16 protein-coding genes and 1 other RNA gene are annotated in these 14,875 nt (G+C 68.3%); 10 read left to right on the top strand and 7 right to left on the bottom strand.

From position 1 onward, the window contains the following. Position 1 precedes the first annotated feature (1 nt). The 8 genes from C5E07_RS19410 to smpB all read left to right on the top strand — a co-directional run bounded on the left by C5E07_RS19410 (position 2) and on the right by smpB (position 5,047). The gene (locus tag C5E07_RS19410) at positions 2 to 178 is read left to right on the top strand and encodes a hypothetical protein (RefSeq protein ID WP_181057789.1); all 177 of its coding nucleotides are present in this window, start codon (positions 2 to 4) and stop codon (positions 176 to 178) included. Between the two features lie 22 nt (positions 179 to 200). Then, entirely contained in the window at positions 201 to 584 is a 384-nt protein-coding gene (locus C5E07_RS04485; protein WP_104298591.1) for a TadE/TadG family type IV pilus assembly protein, read from the top strand. Continuing rightward, positions 553 to 1,011, top strand: a complete 459-nt coding sequence (locus C5E07_RS04490) for a pilus assembly protein TadE (RefSeq protein WP_104328136.1) — start codon at positions 553 to 555, stop codon at positions 1,009 to 1,011. Before C5E07_RS04485 ends, C5E07_RS04490 begins: the two co-directional genes overlap by 32 nt. Positions 1,012 to 1,070: 59 nt before the next feature. Then, on the top strand, positions 1,071 to 1,475 hold the full coding sequence (locus tag C5E07_RS04495) for a hypothetical protein (RefSeq protein WP_146080505.1): 405 nt from the start codon (positions 1,071 to 1,073) through the stop codon (positions 1,473 to 1,475). A gap of 54 nt (positions 1,476 to 1,529) precedes the next feature. Further along, on the top strand, positions 1,530 to 2,645 hold the full coding sequence (gene prfB / locus C5E07_RS04500) for a peptide chain release factor 2 (RefSeq protein ID WP_104241542.1): 1,116 nt from the start codon (positions 1,530 to 1,532) through the stop codon (positions 2,643 to 2,645). Between the two features lie 83 nt (positions 2,646 to 2,728). Continuing rightward, positions 2,729 to 3,571, top strand: coding sequence for a cell division ATP-binding protein FtsE (ftsE, locus tag C5E07_RS04505; RefSeq protein ID WP_104298594.1), 843 nt, complete (start codon positions 2,729 to 2,731; stop codon positions 3,569 to 3,571). Then, entirely contained in the window at positions 3,568 to 4,479 is a 912-nt protein-coding gene (ftsX, locus tag C5E07_RS04510; protein WP_104241540.1) for a permease-like cell division protein FtsX, read from the top strand. The genes ftsE and ftsX overlap by 4 nt, the downstream gene beginning before the upstream one ends. Positions 4,480 to 4,570: 91 nt before the next feature. Next, the gene (smpB, locus tag C5E07_RS04515) at positions 4,571 to 5,047 is read left to right on the top strand and encodes an SsrA-binding protein SmpB (protein WP_104241539.1); all 477 of its coding nucleotides are present in this window, start codon (positions 4,571 to 4,573) and stop codon (positions 5,045 to 5,047) included. Positions 5,048 to 5,139: 92 nt separating this feature from the next. On the opposite strand, the gene C5E07_RS04520 is transcribed toward smpB, so the two are convergent. Next, entirely contained in the window at positions 5,140 to 7,194 is a 2,055-nt protein-coding gene (locus C5E07_RS04520) for a hypothetical protein (RefSeq protein ID WP_104298595.1), read from the bottom strand. 171 nt (positions 7,195 to 7,365) lie between these two features. On the opposite strand from C5E07_RS04520, the gene ssrA reads away from it, so the two are divergent. Further along, positions 7,366 to 7,734, top strand: a transfer-messenger RNA (tmRNA) gene (gene ssrA, locus C5E07_RS04525). Positions 7,735 to 7,816: 82 nt separating this feature from the next. Here ssrA and C5E07_RS04530 read toward each other — a convergent pair. From C5E07_RS04530 to C5E07_RS04540, 3 genes are all read right to left on the bottom strand, one after another. After that, complete coding sequence (locus C5E07_RS04530) at positions 7,817 to 8,461, bottom strand: DNA-3-methyladenine glycosylase I (RefSeq protein WP_104298596.1); 645 nt, start codon at positions 8,459 to 8,461, stop codon at positions 7,817 to 7,819. A 150-nt stretch (positions 8,462 to 8,611) separates the two neighbouring features. Beyond that, positions 8,612 to 9,055, bottom strand: coding sequence for a septum formation family protein (locus C5E07_RS04535; RefSeq protein WP_146080506.1), 444 nt, complete (start codon positions 9,053 to 9,055; stop codon positions 8,612 to 8,614). Positions 9,056 to 9,064: 9 nt separating this feature from the next. Next, entirely contained in the window at positions 9,065 to 9,640 is a 576-nt protein-coding gene (locus C5E07_RS04540; protein WP_104298598.1) for a septum formation family protein, read from the bottom strand. Positions 9,641 to 9,800: 160 nt separating this feature from the next. On the opposite strand from C5E07_RS04540, the gene C5E07_RS04545 reads away from it, so the two are divergent. After that, on the top strand, positions 9,801 to 11,354 hold the full coding sequence (locus C5E07_RS04545; RefSeq protein ID WP_104298599.1) for an MFS transporter: 1,554 nt from the start codon (positions 9,801 to 9,803) through the stop codon (positions 11,352 to 11,354). A 28-nt stretch (positions 11,355 to 11,382) separates the two neighbouring features. Here C5E07_RS04545 and C5E07_RS04550 read toward each other — a convergent pair whose 3' ends face one another. Genes C5E07_RS04550 through aroA form a run of 3 tightly spaced genes read right to left on the bottom strand, consistent with a single transcriptional unit; the run spans position 11,383 to position 14,734 of the window. Next, the gene (locus C5E07_RS04550; RefSeq protein WP_104298600.1) at positions 11,383 to 12,198 is read right to left on the bottom strand and encodes an inositol monophosphatase family protein; all 816 of its coding nucleotides are present in this window, start codon (positions 12,196 to 12,198) and stop codon (positions 11,383 to 11,385) included. A gap of 26 nt (positions 12,199 to 12,224) precedes the next feature. After that, the gene (gene rsgA / locus C5E07_RS04555) at positions 12,225 to 13,286 is read right to left on the bottom strand and encodes a ribosome small subunit-dependent GTPase A (protein ID WP_104298601.1); all 1,062 of its coding nucleotides are present in this window, start codon (positions 13,284 to 13,286) and stop codon (positions 12,225 to 12,227) included. 2 nt (positions 13,287 to 13,288) lie between these two features. Then, positions 13,289 to 14,734, bottom strand: coding sequence for a 3-phosphoshikimate 1-carboxyvinyltransferase (gene aroA / locus C5E07_RS04560; protein WP_104298602.1), 1,446 nt, complete (start codon positions 14,732 to 14,734; stop codon positions 13,289 to 13,291). Positions 14,735 to 14,875 lie beyond the last annotated feature (141 nt).

The following is a 14,875-nucleotide window of genomic DNA, read 5'->3' on the forward strand; positions in this document are numbered from 1 at the left end:
CATGCAGTTCCTGCACGCACTCCGAAACCGAGCCAGCTCCGAACGCGGCGACGTCCCCGGTTGGGTCCTCATCACGATCATGTCTGCGGGTTTGGTGATCCTCCTCTGGACCGTCGCCGGCGACCTCCTCGTCGACGTCTTCCAGAACGCCATCACCCGCGTCAGTGACTTCAACTAGCCGCCCCCACCCGCGCGGCGTGATGCGCGACGAGACCGGTTCGGCAGTCGCCGAATGGGTCATGGTGTCGGCGATGCTCCTCCTCCTCACGCTCACCGTCCTGCAGGTGGGCTTCGCCCTGCACGTTCGCACGACGCTCCTGGACGCCGCGGGGGAAGGCGCGAGGCACGCCGGGCTCTTCGGAGGCGGCCTGGAAGCGGGGGAGACCCGAGCGGCAGACCTCATCACGGTCGCCATCGGTGCCGGCTACGCCCAGGACGTGACGGCCACGGCAACCGAGACCGACGGATCACCGACCATCGCGGTCACCGTGCGCTCACCACTGCCGCTGATCGGCCTGATCGGCCTCCCCGACGCGCTGGAGGTGACCGGACATGCGCCGACCGAGACGCTCGAGACTGAGTGACGATCGGGGCTCGGCCTCCCTCGAATTCCTGACGCTCGGCACGCTGCTCATCGTGCCGCTCGCCTACCTCATGCTGACGCTGTCCTCGCTCCAGGGTGCGAGCATCGCCGCCGAGTCTGCGGCACGCAACGCGGCGAGACTGCTCGCAGCGGACCCCGCCGCAGCCGACACCCAGGCCCTTGCCGAGGCCACGATCGCACTTGCGACCGCCGACCACGGATTCGACGCGAAGCTCGTCGAGCAGACGGTGGAGTGCCGCGGCCCGGACCCCAGCTGCACCGCCACCGGCTCGGTGCTCGCGGTCACCGTCACGATCGCCGTGCCGCTGCCGTTCGCATCCAGCCTCACCGACTCGGCGACGCCGATCTCGGTCCCCACGAGCGCGACCTCCTCGTTCGCCGTCACGCGCTTCGGCCTGTCCACGTGAGCGGGATGCGCGCGCGAGCACGAGCGGGCCTGCGATGGACGCGCGGGGAGCGCGGCAGCGTGCTCCCGCTCATCCTCGTCTTCCTCATGATCGGGCTCACCGCGGCCTACGTGCTCGTCGCGGCCACTTCGCTGTCCATCGAGCGCAAGCGCCTCCTCACGATCGCCGACGCCGTCGCGCTCTCCGCCTCCGAGAGCTTCTCCGCCGCCGACGTGGTCTTCAGCGACGGGGAACTCCAACCGGTCCTCAGCCAGACCCGCGTGGAAGACCGCGCCCTCGCGACCCTCGAGGACCTCTCCGCGGCGCGCGCCGACAGCATCACGCTGGACTCCGCGACTGCACCCGACGGTGTCACCGCGCACATCGTCATCACCGGCGCATGGTCGCCACCCCTCGCCCACGCGCTCCTCCCGACAGGACTTCGGATCACCGTCTCCAGCGACGCAAGAGTCGTGCTGAGCTGACACGATGCGCGCCGGCCAGCACCGCCCAGCCCCGACGGCTAGTCTTGGGGGATCATGATCAACCTTGACCTCGCCTCGGAGATCACTGCCCTGCGCAGCACCTTCGGAGACATCAGCGCCGTGCTCAACCCCGACAAGCTCCGCGCGAAGGTGGTGGAGCTCGAGGCCGAAGCGTCCGTCCCCGACCTTTGGAACGACACGGACAACGCGCAGAAGGTCACCTCCGCCCTCAGCCACGCCCAGTCGGACCTCAAGCGTCTCGACGAGATCGAGCAGCGCCTCGACGACCTCGAAGTGCTCGCGCAGATGGCCGTCGAGATGGAAGACGAGGACACGGCCGAGGAAGCTCGAGCCGAGCTCAAGTCGATCACCAAGGTCATCGGCAACCTCGAAGTGCAGACCCTCCTTGACGGCGAGTTCGACCCCCGCCCGGCCGTCATCACCATCCGCGCCGGCGCCGGCGGCGTCGACGCCTCCGACTTCGCAGAGATGCTGCTTCGCATGTACCTGCGCTGGGCGGAGCAGCACAGCTACAAGGTCTCCGTCCTCGACACGAGCTACGCAGAGCAGGCGGGCATCAAGTCGGCCACCATCGAGATCGACAGCCCGTACGCCTTCGGCACGCTCTCCGTCGAGGCCGGCACGCATCGCCTCGTGCGCATGAGCCCCTTCAACTCCGCAGGCAGCCGCGAGACGAGCTTCGCCGCCGTCGAGGTGGTGCCGCTCATCGAGCAGACCGAGTCGATCGAGATCCCAGACAACGACATGCGCGTGGATGTGTTCCGCTCGTCCGGCCCCGGTGGCCAGTCCGTCAACACGACCGACTCCGCCGTCCGCATCACGCACCTGCCGACCGGCATCGTCGTGAGCTGCCAGAACGAGAAGAGCCAGATCCAGAACCGCGCCGCCGCGCTCCGCGTCCTCCAGTCGCGCCTCCTCCTGCTCCGCCGCGAGGAGGAGAACGCACAGAAGAAGGAGCTCGCTGGCAACATCACCGCCAGCTGGGGAGACCAGATGCGGTCCTACGTCCTCGCCCCCTACAAGATGGTGAAGGACCTCCGCAGCCAGCATGAGACCGGCAACACCGATAAGGTCTTCGACGGCGACATCGACGCCTTCATCGCCGCCGGCATCCGCTGGCGCAAGCGCGGAGAGGCCGACGCCGCCTAGCTCGGGTAGCTGACCATCGCGTCTGACCACTTCTGCATGTCGCGCCGGGCTGACGCCAGTCCGGTGCCTACCCTGTTAGCGCCATGATCAGATTCGATAACGTCGCCAAGGTCTACCCTGGCACCGCCGCCCCCGCACTCGACGACATCACCTTCGAGGTGCTGCGCGGCGAGTTCGTGTTCCTCGTCGGCCCCTCGGGCTCCGGCAAGTCCAGCGTCCTCCGCCTCATCCTCCGAGAAGACGCACCCAGCCGAGGCCAGGTGCACGTGCTCGGCCAGGACCTGCGCCGCATCTCCAACCGCAAGGTGCCGTACTACCGGCGCAGCATCGGCATGGTGTTCCAGGACTTCCGCCTCCTCGCAGGGAAGACCGTCTTCGAGAACGTCGCCTACGCGCTCGAAGCGCTCGGCAAGTCGCGTGGGCACGTCGCGAAGGCGGTCCCCGACGTCCTCAAGACCGTCGGCCTCGGCGACAAGGCCAACCGGTTCCCGCACGAGCTCTCCGGCGGGGAACAGCAGCGAGTCGCGATCGCGCGCGCCGTCGTCAACAAGCCGGACATCCTCCTCGCGGACGAGCCGACCGGAAACCTCGACCCCGTCACGAGCCGCGGCATCATGCGCCTCCTCGCGCGCATCAACGCCAACGGCACGACCGTCGTCATGGCCACCCACGACGTGTCCATCGTCGACGAGGAACGCCGACGCGTCATCGAGCTCGACGGCGGCATCATCATGCGCGACGAGTCAGACGGCGTCTACCAGCCCGGGATCGTCCCCCTCACCGAAGCCGAGACGGCAGCCGCCAACCAGCTTGAGCAGGACGACGAAGCCGCAGTCGAATCTCAGGCACCCACATCCATCGCCGACTCGATTGCCTCGCGCGTCGCCGGCCAATCGACCACGAAGAACACTGGAGACGTCAAATGATCGGCCGCGTATTCGCCGAGATGTGGCAGGGACTGCGCCGCAACTCGAGCATGGTCATCTCCGTCGTGCTCGTCACCTTCGTCTCCCTGACGTTCGTCGGCGCCGGAATCCTCATGCAGCAGCAGATCAGCAGCATGAAGTCGTTCTGGTACGACCGCGCCCAGGTCTCGGTCGACCTGTGCTCCTCCGTCTCGAGCGCCCCCAACTGCGCCGGTGGGCAGGCCAGCGAGTCGCAGCGCGAGGCCGTCGAAGCGGCCCTCCAGGGTGCCGTGCTCACGCCGTACATCAACGAGTACGTCTTCGAGGACCAGGACCAGGCCTACGCGAACTTCCAGCAGCAGTTCGCCGGTGACCCGATCGTCTCCTTCGTCGAGCCCGAGTACCTCTCCGAGAGCTTCCTCATCACGCTGACCGACCCCGACCAGGCCGACATCATCATCCAGCAGCTCGAGGGCTACGACGGAGTCGAAGCGGTCACCGACCAGCGGCAGTACCTCGAGAGCATCTTCGAGCTGCTCAACGTCGCGAGCCTCTCCGCCATCGGCATCGCCGTCGTCATGCTCGTCGCGGCCGCCCTGCTCATCGCGACCACGATCCGCCTCTCCGCCATCAGTCGCCGCCGCGAGATCGGCATCATGCGTCTCGTCGGCGCCTCGAACCGCTACATCCAGGCGCCGTTCATCCTCGAGGGAATCGTGGCCGCCCTCATCGGCGCGGTCCTCGCGTCGGGGGCGACGCTCGCCATCGCCCACTTCTTCGTGCAGGGCTACCTTGGACGCCAGCTGCCCTTCGTCTCGCTCATCGGAGTCCCGGAGGCGCTGCTTGCGCTCCCCGTGCTGCTCGTGGTGAGCGTGCTGCTCGCCTGGGCGTCGGCGCGCATCGCGATCAACAAGTACCTCAAGGTCTGACCCGCACGAAACCCGCAGAGTAGACCGATGGACAGCCCGTGTCGTAAGATAGCGGGCTGTCCATCGTCTGCCGTCGAGAGAGGAAGAGGCCATGCCAAAGGAGCAAGGGACAAAGCCTGTCGCGACGAACCGTCGAGCCAGGCACGACTATCTGATCGAGGACACCCTCGAAGCGGGCATCGTGCTCAACGGGACCGAGGTGAAGTCGCTGCGTCAGGGGCGCGCTTCCCTCGTCGATGGATACGCGTACATCGATCGCGGTGAGGCGTGGCTCGACGCCGTGCACATCCCCGAGTACCTCGAGGGCACCTGGAACAACCACGCCCCGCGCCGCAAGCGCAAGCTCCTGCTGCACAAGGAGCAGATCCGCAAGCTCGCGATGAAGACCAAGGAGGGCGGGTACACGCTCGTCCCGCTCACGCTGTACTTCCTGAACGGCCGGGCCAAGGTCGAACTCGCCGTCGCCAAGGGCAAGCGCGAGTTCGACAAGCGCCACGCCCTCCGCGAGCGTCAGGACAAGCGCGAGGCCGACAGGGCAGTGGCCTCCCGCAAGTACATGGGGGAGTGACCCCTGACGCTCCTCGAACGAGGAGCGGCAACAGCGATGCGGCCCCCGATCCAGTGGATCGGGGGCCGCATCGCTGTCCGCGCTTCAGGAGGTCAGCGCACGCTCTCGACGAGCGTCGCGATCGAGCTCTCGTGCGCCGAGAGGAGCGTCTTCAGGCTGCGCGACTGCCAGCCCCGATCGCTCTGCCCGTTGGAGGAGGGATCAGCGCTCCACCACGCCGTCTGCACGGCCGCATCCGCCGCATCGAACGAGTCGAACATCGCCGTGAACAGCGGTGCGGAGTTCGCGAAGGGAACTGCGCCGACGGTGAGGCTGAGCGTCTCCGAGCGGTACGAGTCGGAAGCCGCCTGCGCCGCATCCGCTGCCTTGCCGAATTCCGTGCTGTAGCTCGTGCACACGTCGCTGAGCTCGTCGAGGAAGCAGTCGGACGCGGCTAGGTCGGCGATGCCGCGGTAGAAGTCGACGTAGGTCGACTTGATGGAATCGGCGATCTTGGTGCCGATGTTCGGGTCGCTGTAGTCGGGGCAGCCCGTCGACACGTTGCACGGGTAGTACAGGTTGTTCCCGAGGTCGATGTTCTGGCCGTCCGGGATCGTGAAGACGGTGCTGGACAGCGCCGCGAGCTGCGTTCCGAACGTGTTGTAGATCGAGTTGTACTTCGGGAACGCCTCGCAGAACTGCTGCAGGGCGGCGACGTCGGCACTGGCCGTGTCGGCGAAGTTCGCGACGATGTCGCGTCGCTCGCTCAGCCCATCGCTCTCGGTCTGCGCCTCCTTGTACGCCTCGGAGGCGTCTGCGCCCTCTTCGACCGTGAGCGCGGGCACGGTCGAGCTCGCGAGGTCGGTGATGGTCGTCTCGGCTGTCGCCACGTTTCCGCAGCGGGTCGAGAAGTCGGACATCTGCGCCGCGGACTGCGAGAAGAAGTCGGTGTTCTCGCCGAGCGATGCGGAGATCGTGACGTTCGAGGCGAGGTCGAGGTTCTCGGTCGTCCAGTCGGCGTAGTGCGCGTCGAGATCGGTCTGGAACGCCGCCGCCAGCTCGTCGCCGCGGTTCACGTTGTTGTTGTGAATGGTGACGGGGATCGCCACGGCCGCGCCCACGAGGACGACGACTCCGATGATCGCCGGAATGAGGATGGCTGGCTTCCGGAACCAGGGCTTCTTCCGCTGAGCGCCGTTGCCGAAGTCGTTCGGGCCACCGGGGCCGCCGCCCTGGAAGCCGCCGCCTCCGTTGTCGCCGAACGCTGGCGCGCCGACAGCCTGGCCGGGTGCTTGACCCGGCGCGTAGGGGGCTGGGGTCTGGTTGTCCGGCGTGCCGTTCCACGCGCCGGCCTGCTGCTGTGCGCCGTAGGCCGCGCCGAAGGCGGGCGCTGCCGCGGCCGACGCGGTGGAGCCGTAGGCCGGTGCCTCATTCCCGCCACCGTAGGCGGGCGGGAGGTTCTGGTCGCCGTACGCCGGGGCGTCGAAGCCGCCCTGACCCGGGCCCTGCCCCTGGCCGTCCTGGCCGGCGGGGGCGTTCCAGGCTGGTGTCTGCGTTGTCGGTGCGTCCTGCGCCTCTGGGGCAGACTGCCCCCAGGCAGGAGCTGACGCCTGCTGGTCCCACGCTGCGCCGGGAGCCGCTGCGCCCTGGTCGTTCCAAGCACCCTGGTCCTGGGCGGGGGACTGGTCCCAGCTCGGTGCGGCAGGCGCTCCAGAGTCGAGGATCTCCGTCTGGTTGCTGTCGCCGCGTCCGAGAACCGCCGTCTGGTTCCCCTCGCCGAAGCCGAGGACCTCGGTGCTGTTCTGCTCGGGCGGGGACGTCTCTTCGTGCGAGGAATCCGCGACAGGGGTCACGGGTGCAGACGGCACGTCCTGCTCTGGGGACTGCGGCCAGGTTGGGGCAGCGGGGGCCTCGTACCCGGTCGCATCCGGAGCAGGCGCGTCGGGCTGCTGCTCAGCGGGACGGCCGAAGTGCGCGCCGAAACCCTCGTGCCCGGACACCGCGTCGGCGTTCCCGGACTGCTCGGTCACCTCTGGCAGGTCCTGCTGCGGTGGTTCACCCGCCTGCGTCTCCTGAGACTCGCCCCCAGACTCCGGGGCGTGTTCGTCGCCATTCTCGGGCTTCTGCCAATTCGGGCGCCCGAATCCTTCAAAGTCATTGCCGCTCATGGGGTTCAGGTTACTGGTCCTCCCGGGAATCGCCTTCAGGCTTGCCCTGAGCAGCCGAAGACGTGGATTTCTCGGCCGACTTGACGTATGTTTAGGAGCTGCCAGTTCTTCTGGCAGCTGCAACTCAACAGTGCTCATGACGTGGAACGCCGCCGAGGAGACTCGGCTCACGGGGATGATCGGTTTCGACATGACTGGTGAATCGGCGTGAAGCGGGTCGAGGATGCGGGGTTATCTCGTAAACGCCCCTCGCAAAACATAGGTGCTAACGCTAAGCGCACCGACTTCGCCCTCGCTGCTTAAGCGAGTCCGATAGTCCGTCAGCCCGGGGGAGTTCCCGCTCCGGTAGCTGGCGTCATTAAGGGAACTTGCTGTGGTGTTGTGTTTCAGGGCACCACGGGACTTGCACTGGAACTGGGCTCGTCGATCAAGGTGTCTGTCCCCATGATCGGAGCCAAGTAGAACAGTAGACAGACTGCACCCGGAGAAGCCGCGGTTTCGTAGTTGTGGACGGGGGTTCGATTCCCCCCATCTCCACGAAACCCACGTCATGAGCAACGCCCCGACTGCCAGGTCATCGACTCGGCAGCCGGGGCACTGTTGTCTCTGCGGGTGACGCCGCTCAGCTCTCCGGCCACACCCCGGAGCTGCCGCGCCTGTGGCTGCCGACCAGGTGCGTGTCCACGACGCCGATGGCTTCCATGAGCGCGAAGAGGTTGGTCGGTCCGACGAAGCTGAAGCCGCGCGCTTTGAGCTGCTTCGTCAGCCACTTCGACTCCTCGCTGCTGCTCGGGACCTCGGCAACGGTCGTGGGCCTCGGCGTGGCCTGCGGCTTCGCGCTCCAGATCAGCTCGTGCAGCGGTTCGCTCTCGCGAAGGGCGATCGTCGCCCGCGCGTTCTTGATGATCGGCGAGATCTTCAGGCGGTTGCGGATGACACCCGCGTCGAGCATCAGCCGCTCGAGGTCGTCGTCACCGAACTCGGCGACGGCATCGACGTCGAAGCCGCTGAATGCGGCGCGGAGAAGTGGACGACGCTGCAGGATGAGCCGCCACGAGAGCCCGGATTGGAAGATCTCCAGGCACAGCCGTTCGAACACGCCTCGCTCGTCGGCGATGGGCATGCCCCACTCCGTGTCGTAGTAGTCCATCAGCAGCTGATCCTGGCTCGCCCAGGGCGGGCGGGCCAGCCCATCTTCGCCGATCACGAGCTCTGTCGAGGCACTCGCCGAGGGGAGCGCTGCGGTCGGCTGGGTGGATGCTGGCATGGGTCTTTCCTCTCCGGACGCGGAATCCTGCAATCTCCGCGAACCGGGACGGACGCGAACGGCACTGATCGAGAACCTGCTGTGTCGAGAACGGTACCCGGAGCCTCCGACACCCAGCCGCGCTTGTCCACAGCCAACCGAGCGGAGGAGCTAGCTCCCCGCTGGCACCTGCGAGCCGGTCAGCTCTGCGCCATCGCTGCTCGCGACCAGACAGGCGAGGTCGCGGTCTCCCTCGGCCCAGCTCGCCTCGCTCGGGACGAGGTGCAGGGCGGTTAGCCCCGCCGTGGCATTGGAGCCGAGTCCAGCAAAATCTGCGGCGCACTGCGCGTCGGCCTCGGCGGTCAGAGCCTCCTCACCGGGGAAGCCCTCGCCCAGCTCCGAGGGCGCGATGGACAGCACCTGGTAGAGATGCGGGGTGTCGCAGGACCCAGCGATCGTGGCGACCGTCTGCTCCGCATTCGACGAGAAGCAGTCACCGGCAGACAGCTCCGTGATCGGTACCATCCGGGGAGCATCTGGCGAAGCCGTGCAGGCCGTCAGCGCGGCTCCCGCGAGGAGCGCGGTCAGGAGCGTTGCAGGGAGTCGGTGAGCCACGCTCCCAGGCTAGCTGGCTGAGCCCGCTGCCGTGCCAGCCGTCGGCCGGCCGTCCACGGGAGTCACGATGCAGAGGACCTCGCGGTCGCCGCCACCCCACGACTCCGCGCTCGGCACTATGCCCGTGTAGTTCCAGCTCGTCAGGAAGGGCTCGGCGCCGATGAAGCCGGTGAAGGCGGCCGAACAGATGTCCTGGAGCGCCGTATCCACCGCGGCATCGCCCGGGAAGTCAGCACCACCCTGCATGTCTTCCGTGTGGTACGCCTCGAAGGTGTGCAGCGAGTCGCAGTTCGGGAACAGCTCGGCGTCGTCGGCGCCGGACTCGAGGTCGAAGCAGTCGCCCACCTGAAGATCTTCGATGCCGGTCATCGTCCCTGCGACCGCCGTCGGCGTTGGCGTGGCGGTCTCGCTCTCCGTCGGCGTGGTCGTCGACGACTCCGTCGCCTTTGTGGTGGACGACGTCGTCACCACCGGGTCCGAGCCGCCACCCGCGAGGGTCGTGACCAGCGTGCATCCGCTGAGCAGGAGGAGGGCGCTGAGCCCAAGGGACGCGCCTGCGGCGCTTCGTACGGCGGCGGTTCGCATCGTTGCTCCTCGTGGGGGTGTACGTGGTCCAGAGCTCCATGCCGCTCCCGGAGTCGCGACTGGACCAGTCTATTGCCGCATTCCCGAAGATCACCACTGAGGCCCAGGCCAGGCGAAGCGGCCCGTGCGGTTCCGGAGAGCGGCGTAGCATGTGCTCCATATGCCACGAGACGCGACTTCCCCCAAGCAGCGGTCAGACGAACAGCTCGGCGCGACCTCACCGTCGTCCGCGTCGTCGCCATCCACGCAGGAAGCATCGCGCTGGCCAGCCTTCGCCGTGTGCGCGGCGGTCGCGGTCCTCACGATCCTGGACCTCGCCAAGGTCAACGTGACCCTCGGGCCGATCGAGCACACCCTCGGGGCAGCCTCGTCCGACGTGCAGCTCATCGTGGCCGGCTACGTCCTCGCGTTCGGCATCCTCCTCGTCCCCTCGGGCAGGCTCGGCGACCTCTGGAACCGCAAGCGCCTGTTCCTCATCGGCCTCGTCGCCTTCGGACTCGCCTCGCTCGTGTGCGCGCTGAGCGTCACGACGGAGATGCTCATCGGCGGGCGCATCCTGCAGGGATTCGCGGCCGGCATCCTCATGCCCCAGGTGCTCGGACTCATCCAGCAGCTCTTCACAGGGCAGGAGCGCGGCAGGGCCTTCGGCATCTTCGGCGCCATCGTGGGCCTCGGCACGGCGTTCGGGCCGACCATCGGCGGGCTGCTCATCGGCCTCCTCGGGGAAGAGGCGGGCTGGCGCTGGACCTTCGCGATGAACGTCCCACTCGCTCTCATCGTGCTCCCTTTCGCCTGGCGTCTCCTGCCCTCGAAGCAGGAGGTGGCTCGAGGCCAGACTCTCGACCTCTTCGGCGTCGCTCTTCTGGGCCTGGCCGTGCTTACGACGATGCTGCCCTTCGTCCTCACCTCGGGACGCGACACCGACAACCCCGCTCGGTGGTGGCTGATCGCACCGGCGGTCGCCCTCTTCGTCGGCTTCATCCTCTGGGAACGGCGCTATCTCCGTCTCGGCAAGACCCCCGTCGTCGACTTCGCGCTCTTCCGTACGCCCTCGTACCGGTACGGGGTGCTCATCACGACGCTCTTCTTCGCGGCCATGCCGGTCGGCTTCCTGCTCGTGACGCTGTTCCTCCAGCAGGGACTCGGACATCCGGCCGTGCTGGTCGGAGCAGTCTCGGTGCCATACGCCCTCACGTCCGCCGTGGTCGCCGCGGTGTCGGGCAAGTGGACGTTCCACCACGGCGCGACGCTCGTCGCTGTCGGCGTCGCCCTCTTCGCGGTGGGCTACGCGGTGGTGCTCGTCGTCACCCAACTGGCGGAGCCGGAGCTCTCGCCGTACCTGGTGAGCGCCGCCCTCATCATCTCCGGAGCGGGGGCGGGGCTCGTCATGGGGGCGAACCAGATGCGGATGCTGCTGCACGTTCCCGTCGAGCAGGCCGGCATCGCAGGCTCGTTCGCGCAGGTCGGTCAGCGCCTCGGGAACGCGATGGGGCTCGCGATCGGCAGCTCCGTCTTCTTCGCTGGCGTCGCGGCACTGCAGGTCGCGGGAACGGGCCCGGACACGAGCTCGCCCGTGGTGCAGGAGGCGTACAAGGCGTCCGTCGCGGGCGGGCTCATCGTCGTCATCGGGCTGTCCTGCATCACGCTCGTGGTCGCCATCGTCGACCTCGCCGGCCACCGCAGACGCCAGCGCGCCCAGCCAGCGGGGGAGTGACCCGCGCGGGCCAGGACCCGGGCTGAGGTCAGCGCGCGGCGAGCGCCTTGAGCGCCTGCTCGTGCAGGAGCCCGTTCGTGGCGAGGGCGCTCCCATGCCACGGCCCCTCCTCGCCATCCATGCTCGTGAACGTGCCGCCGGCTTCCACGACGATCGGCACGATCGCGGCCATGTCGTACGGCTGGAGATCGAACTCGCCGGCGACCTCCATCGCGCCTTCGGCGACCAGCATGTACGACCAGACCTCGCCGACCGCGCGCGTGCGCCACACGGCACGGCTGAACTCCAGCAGCTGCGCTGAACGCCCCGCTTCGTCCCAGCCCTTGAGGCTGTTGTAGCTGATCGAGGCGCGTTCGAGCTCGTCGACGGCGCTCACCTGGATGCGCCGGTCCGTCGCGACGTCGCTGTCGCTGAGGTCGTCATCGAGATACGCGCCCTGGCCTGTCGCGCCCCACCACCGGCGGTTGAGGCCAGGTGCCGAGACGACGCCCACCTCGGGGACGCCATCGATGACGAGGGAGATGAGCGTCGCCCAGATCGGGATGCCGCGCATGAAGTTCGCCGTGCCGTCGATCGGGTCGATGATCCACTGTCGGCGGGAGGTGCCGTGCGAGCCGTACTCCTCGCCTAGGATGGCGTCGCTTGGACGCGTCTCCGCGAGACGCGAGCGCAGCGCCTGCTCGACAGCGCGGTCCGCATCTGTCACCGGCGTGCGGTCCTCTTTCTCGTACACCCCGAGCGAGCGCGAGTTGAAGTGCTTCATCGAGATCGCGTCGGCGATGTCGGCGAGCTCTCTCGCGAGGCGAAGGTCGGAGGAGAGCGGGTGCAGGAGTTCGGTGGCCACCAGCTCAGCCTAGGCCAGCCCGGTGATCAGTAGGCGGTGTCCGCTGCCTGATCGAGGGAGAGGAACAGGCGTCGCAAGGAGTCGAGCCTGGCGATTCCCGCCTCGTCGAGCTCCCCGTCGCGCACGGCGTCGTCGAGCGCGCAGTCCGGGGCGTCGGCCCGGTGCGTGCAGCCTCGAGGGCATTCCTCGGCGATCGCGGAGAGCTCGGTGAAGCCCTGCAGCACGTTGTCGCGGTTCACGTGTCCGAGGCCGAAGGAGCGGACGCCCGGGGTGTCGATGATCCAGCCGGTGCGGCCGTCCGAGTCCTCGACGCGGACGGCGAGCGTGGAGGAGGACGTGTGACGACCACGACCGGTGACCGCGTTCACGACACCCGTCTCGCGAAGGGTGCCGGGGACGAGCGCGTTGACGAGGGTCGACTTGCCGACGCCCGAGTGGCCGACGGCCACGGTCGTGTGCCCGCTGAGGGCGGCGCGGAGCTCCTCGATGGGCTCACCGCCGGGGCGAGACTCGAAGACCTTCACGCCGAGGGGCTCGACGAGCGCACGGAGCTCATCCGCAGGCGCCACGTCGGTCTTCGTCAGCACGAGGAGCGGTTGGATGCCGGCGTCGAGCGCAGCGACGAGGTAGCGGTCGATGAGTCGAGGCCGCGGCTCGGGCTGGGCCGTCGCGGCGACGATGAGCATCTGATCGGCGTTCGCGACGATGACGCGCTCGACCTGATCGGTGTCGTCGGCGCTGCGTCGGAGCAGCGTCTTGCGCTCGCAGATGCGGACGATGCGGGAGAGGCTGCCGGTGTCACCGGTCGTGTCGCCGACGAGGTCGACGAGGTCGCCCGTCACGATCGCCGTGCGGCCGATCTCTCGCGCCTTCGCGGCGGTGACCGTGCGTTCCTCTGGTGTCCCCTCGTCGAGGAGCACCGTGTAGCGGCCACGGTCGACGGTGACGACGCGCCCCGTCACCGCATCGCTGTGCTTCGGGCGCTGCTTGGACCTGGGCTTGTTCGCCTTGGGGTTCGGGCGGACACGGATGTCCTCCTCGTCCCAGTCGCCGTAGGCGTCGAACGCGTCGCCGAGTGAGCGGGACACGGTCAGATGGCGAAGGCCGCGAGGTCGACGCTGCCGTCGTCCTCGCCCTCATCCGGGTCGCCGTGCGTGCCCTGGTCGAGCATGTCCTGCCAGAGCTGCACGAATTGGGGCAGGGTCTTGTTCGTCGCGTGGATGTCGTCGACCGTGACTCCCACGATGGCGAGACCGACGATGGCACCCGACGTGGCCATGCGGTGGTCCTCGTAGCTTCGCCATTCGTGCGCCGTGCGCGCTCCGGGAACGATCTCGAGTCCGTCTTCGAGCTCTGTGACCTCGCAGCCGATGCCGCGCAGCTCCGCCGCGATGGCCGCGACGCGGTCGGTCTCGTGACCGCGGAGGTGCGCGATTCCCGTGATGCGGCTCGTGGTCGTGCACAGCCCGCACAGCGCTGCCAGGTTCGGGGCGAGCTCACCGGCCTCGGAGAGATCCAGGTCGACACCTGGCACCTCGGCTCCCTCGGCGATGCCGCGCTCGACCGTGCAGGTGAGCACGCCGTCCTCGACCGAGATGTTCGCGCCGAACAGGGGGAGGAGATGCTGGAGGTGCGAACCGACCTGCGTGGTCGACTCCGGCCAGTCCTCGATCGAGACGCTGCCGCCCGCGACGATCGCGGCGATCAGGAACGGCTCCGCGTTGGAGAGGTCCGGCTCGATCGTCAGCTCGCGTCCGTCGATGGCGCCGGGCTCGGCCCGCCAGGTGCCGGGGGTCGAGTCGTCGATGTCGACGCCGCGCTCGCGCAGCGCCGCCAGCGTCATGTCGATATGCGGCTGGCTCGGAACCCGATCGCCGGAGTGGATGAGCGTGAGCCCGTCCGTGAAGCGCGCGCCAGCCATGAGCAGCCCGGAGACGAACTGGCTGGAGGCTCCCGCGTCGATCGTGATCTCGCCGCCGGCGACCTCGCCGGTGCCGTACAGCGAGAAGGGCAGGCCGCCCCGGCCGTCGTCGCGCACTTCCACGCCGAGCGCCTTGAGCGCATCGACCGTGCCCTTCATCGGGCGTCGGCGTGCGGCCTCGTCGCCGTCGAAGGCCACCGGGCCGAGCGCGAGGGATGCGAGCGGGGGAACGAACCGCATGACCGTGCCCGCGAGACCGCAGTCGATCGAGACGCCGCCTTCGAGCTCACCGGGCGTGATCTCGAGATCGTTCCCGAACCGCCCGTCGCCGGGCACCTCGGTGATCTGGGTGCCGAGCTGCCGAAGCGCGTCGATCATGAGCTCCGTGTCTCTGGCCCAGAGCGGGTGCCGGAGCTTCGAGGGCCCCTCCGCAAGCGCCGAGAGCACGAGCTCGCGATTCGTGAGGCTCTTCGACCCGGGGATCTGCAGGCGCGCGTCGATCGGCGAAGTCGCCGTCGGAGCCTCCCACGGACCGTCGCCGAGGGTCAGCGGCTCGCTGCCCTCGTCATCTCGGTACAGGTCGAAGCGTGGTCCGGAATAGCCAAAGATCTCCATTGGTTGACAACGATACCGCCACACACGCGCGCACCACCCGGAAATGCGTTTCCACCTGACATCGAAGAGGAGGGCAGCCCTTGCCGACAACGCTCGCGCCGCCGAGGCGTCAAGCCGCTGAGCGGCGCACGGCAGTACACT

The organism is Pseudoclavibacter sp. RFBJ3 (genome assembly GCF_002931375.1).
Lineage (GTDB): Bacteria > Actinomycetota > Actinomycetes > Actinomycetales > Microbacteriaceae > Pseudoclavibacter.